Source organism: Kitasatospora sp. MY 5-36 (assembly GCF_001182915.1).
Classification (GTDB): domain Bacteria; phylum Actinomycetota; class Actinomycetes; order Streptomycetales; family Streptomycetaceae; genus Kitasatospora.
On record NZ_LFVW01000892.1, the window covers coordinates 1 to 3,518 of the forward strand.

At 72.7% G+C, this 3,518-nt stretch carries 3 protein-coding genes; 1 reads left to right on the forward strand and 2 read right to left on the reverse strand.

Annotation, left to right across the window (positions count from 1 at the left end; all coding sequences use genetic code 11):
• The first annotated feature begins 412 nt into the window (after positions 1 to 412).
• The gene (locus tag AE652_RS37825) at positions 413 to 1,837 is read left to right on the forward strand and encodes a CCA tRNA nucleotidyltransferase (RefSeq protein ID WP_049659839.1); all 1,425 of its coding nucleotides are present in this window, start codon (positions 413 to 415) and stop codon (positions 1,835 to 1,837) included.
• Positions 1,838 to 1,936: 99 nt separating this feature from the next.
• Here the strand turns inward: AE652_RS37825 and AE652_RS43300 are convergent, their stop codons facing one another.
• The gene (locus AE652_RS43300; RefSeq protein WP_159028681.1) at positions 1,937 to 2,950 is read right to left on the reverse strand and encodes a hypothetical protein; all 1,014 of its coding nucleotides are present in this window, start codon (positions 2,948 to 2,950) and stop codon (positions 1,937 to 1,939) included.
• Between the two features lie 32 nt (positions 2,951 to 2,982).
• A partial coding sequence (locus AE652_RS45760) for a hypothetical protein (protein WP_049659837.1) occupies positions 2,983 to 3,518 on the reverse strand: 536 nt, incomplete at its 5' end.

Here is a 3,518-nt window from a genome sequence, read left to right on the forward strand (position 1 = left end):
GACCGTCCGGGCCCACCGGGGCGCGAGCCGTGCCGGCTCACTCACTCGCTTCGCCCTCGCCGTTCTCGATCGTTCGCTGCTGATGCTGTCCGTCCGGCGCGGTCCGCCCGACGGTCTTCGCTTGACTCTGGTGGAGCTCTTCGCCCGACGCCGTCGCCGCACCGCTGCCACGGGGATCCCGCGGACGGCGGCGGCGCGCGGCACCGCATCCCCTGTCCGGTGCCCGAGACTCGTCCACCGGCATGGTAACGATGCAGCCCGCGGCGCAGTGTTGCGGGCTGTGGGGTGAGACGCCCAGAACGCGCGGGCGGTTGACCTGTCGGGGCACGTACCCTTGTGAGCCGTGTCCACTGCCAATGAGCCCACCGCGCGCACCGACCGTTCCAGCACCGACGTCCAGGTCGTCCCAGGGCTGAGCGAGGCCCAGACGCTCGGCCTCCAAGAGCTGCTGCGGGTGTCGCCGGTCGCCGACGAGATCGCCAGCCGGTTCCAGGCGGCCGGTCACCGGCTGGCGCTGGTCGGCGGGTCCGTCCGGGACGCGCTGCTCGGCCGGCTCGGCAACGACCTGGACTTCACCACCGACGCCCGTCCGCAGCAGGTGCTCAAGCTGGTCAAGGGCTGGGCGGACGCGGTCTGGGACGTCGGCATCGCCTTCGGCACGGTCGGCGCCCGCAAGGACACCCCCGAGGGCTCCTTCCTGATCGAGATCACCACCTACCGCTCCGAGGCGTACGACCGCACCTCGCGCAAGCCCGAGGTCAGCTACGGCGACACCATCGGGGAGGACCTGGTCCGCCGGGACTTCACGGTCAACGCGATGGCCGTCGACCTGCCGGGCCGCGGCTTCGTCGACCCGCACCACGGCCTGGAGGACCTGGAGGCCCGGGTGCTGCGCACCCCCGCCACCCCCGAGGAGTCCTTCTCCGACGACCCGCTGCGGATGATGCGGGCCGCCCGCTTCGCCGCCCAGCTGGACTTCGACCCGGCGCCCGAGGTGGTCGCCGCGATGACCGCGATGGCCGAGCGGCTCACCATCGTCTCCGCCGAGCGGATCCAGGCCGAGCTGAACAAGCTGTTGCTGGCCAAGCACCCGGTGAAGGGCCTGCGGCTGCTGGTCGACACCGGCCTGGCCGGGTACGTGCTGCCGGAGCTGCCCGCGCTGCGGCTGGAGCGGGACGAGCACCACCGGCACAAGGACGTCTACGAGCACTCGCTGACCGTCCTGGAGCAGGCCATCGACCTGGAGCAGGACGGCCCGGACCTCACCCTGCGGCTGGCCGCGCTGCTGCACGACATCGGCAAGCCGCGCACCCGCCGCTTCGAGTCGGACGGCCGGGTCTCCTTCCACCACCACGAGGTGGTCGGCGCCAAGATGACCCGCAAGCGGATGCGCGAGCTCAAGTACTCCAAGGAGCTCACCGAGGACGTCTCGCGCCTGGTCGAGCTGCACCTGCGCTTCCACGGCTACGGCGGCGGCGAGTGGACCGACTCCGCGGTGCGCCGCTACATCACCGACGCCGGGCCGCTGCTGGAGCGCCTGCACAAGCTGACCCGCTCCGACTGCACCACCCGCAACAAGAAGAAGGCGGCCGCGCTCTCCCGCACCTACGACGGCCTGGAGACCCGGATCGGCGAGCTGAAGGAGCAGGAGCAGCTGGACGCCGTCCGCCCGGCGCTGGACGGCAACCAGATCATGGAGCTGCTCGGCCTCAAGCCCGGCCCGCAGGTCGGCAAGGCGTACAAGCACATGCTCGAACTCCGGCTGGAGCACGGCCCGATGGAGCACGACGAGGCGGTCGGGGCGCTGCGGGCCTGGTGGGCCGAGCAGCAGGGCTGAGCCCGGCTCCGGACGGCGCGACGGCGCCACGGGAGCTCCGGACACGACGAGAGGGGTGGCCCCGGCCGAGCGCCGGGGCCACCCCTCGTCCGTACCGGGCTACTTGATCTGCTTCATGCAGAGCACGTAGTCCAGGGCCGGGAAGCTCGGGTGCTTGCTGGTGTACCAGCTGTCCGACTTCGGCTGCTTCTCGCAGGACTTCTCGTCGGAGGTGGCGAGGTACTTGTAGACGACCTTGTACTGCGCCTTGGCGTCGGTGCAGGGCACCACGGTGATCTTCGGGTGGGTGTCGTTGGTCTGGTTGGTGCCGTTCGCGTTGTACAGGCAGTCGCCGACCCCGGCCGCGTCCACCTTGCTGTCCGAGTCGGTCGGGGTGCTGACCGGCGGGAGGGTGAGCGTCGGCGCCGGCAGCGTGTAGGTCGGCGAGGGGATGACCGGCGGCGGCGTGGGCGAGAGGGTCAGCCGGGTCGGCGTCGGCGTCGGGTCGGCGGCCGGGTCGGTCTTCCCGGGGCCGAGCACGCCGGTGGCGGCCAGGGTCACCGCGGCCACCAGCGAGACCGGCACCAGCAGCATCGCGATGTGCGGCCGGCTGGTCAGCGGGACGCCCGGGTTCAGCTGCGGGCCGTGGCTGCCCGGGACGGGCGGCTGCAGCCGCTTGAACTTGTTGTGCGGGCCGAGGTTCAGCAGCAGCGTGATCGGGGTCAGCAGCCAGGACACCAGGCTCCACCAGCCCTGGACCAGCGTCCGGGCCGACATGTCGCGCACCGTCGCCGTTCCGCAGGTGCGGCAGAACGGGCCGGTCATCCGCAGCATCCGGTAGGCGATGATCAGGCCCTGGTGGCCGCGGACGGTGGCGTTGACCGCGGGGTAGCCGCCGCAGAACCGGCAGGTGGTCCCGTCCATCGGGGGCGGCGGCGGGTACCCGTAGCCGTAACCGCCCGGCGGGGGCTGGACGCCGTACGGCTGCTCGGGCGGCGGCGGCGCGCTCGGGTAGCCGTACCCGGGCGGCGGCGGGGGCGGCGGCGGGGCGCCGTAGGAACCGCCGGAGGCGTACGGGTTGCCGTCGCCCGGTGGCGGGCCGTACGGCATCTGGGGCGGAGGCGGAACGGACAAGGGGTCCCCCGGGAAAGGAAGGGCGGAAGAGTTCAGGACTTCTTCACCGGCGGGACGCCGGTGGTGGCGGGCGCCAGCGGGCCGAGGCAGAGCACGTACCGCTTCTTATTCCAGCGGCGGCCGCTCTTGCCCGAGACGGCGCTCGTGGTCTGCGGCGTCTGCTGGCAGCGGGTCACGTCGGTGGTGCCCTCGAACTTCGACAGCACCCGGTAATTCGCTTTGGTGTCAGTGCACTTGACGATCTCGACGTCTCGGGAGCCGCTGGCGTGCACACAGTCGCCGGCCTTGGCGCTGCTGACGCTCGGCCCGGCCACGAAGTAGCCCACCGCCAGCGCCAGGCAGCCGCCGACCACCCCGACGATCCGAAGCTTGGAGCGGATGCCGCGCTTGGCGGCCGGCGCGGGCTGCACCGGCGGCGCGGGCTGCGGGTAGCCGTACGGCCCGGGGGGCGGCTGCTGCCCGTAGGGCCCGGGGGCCGGCTGTCCGTACGGCTGCTGTCCGTACGGCGGTTGGCCGTTCGGCTGCTGCCCGTAGGCGGGCGGCGGGCCGAAGCCGGGCGGGGGCGGCG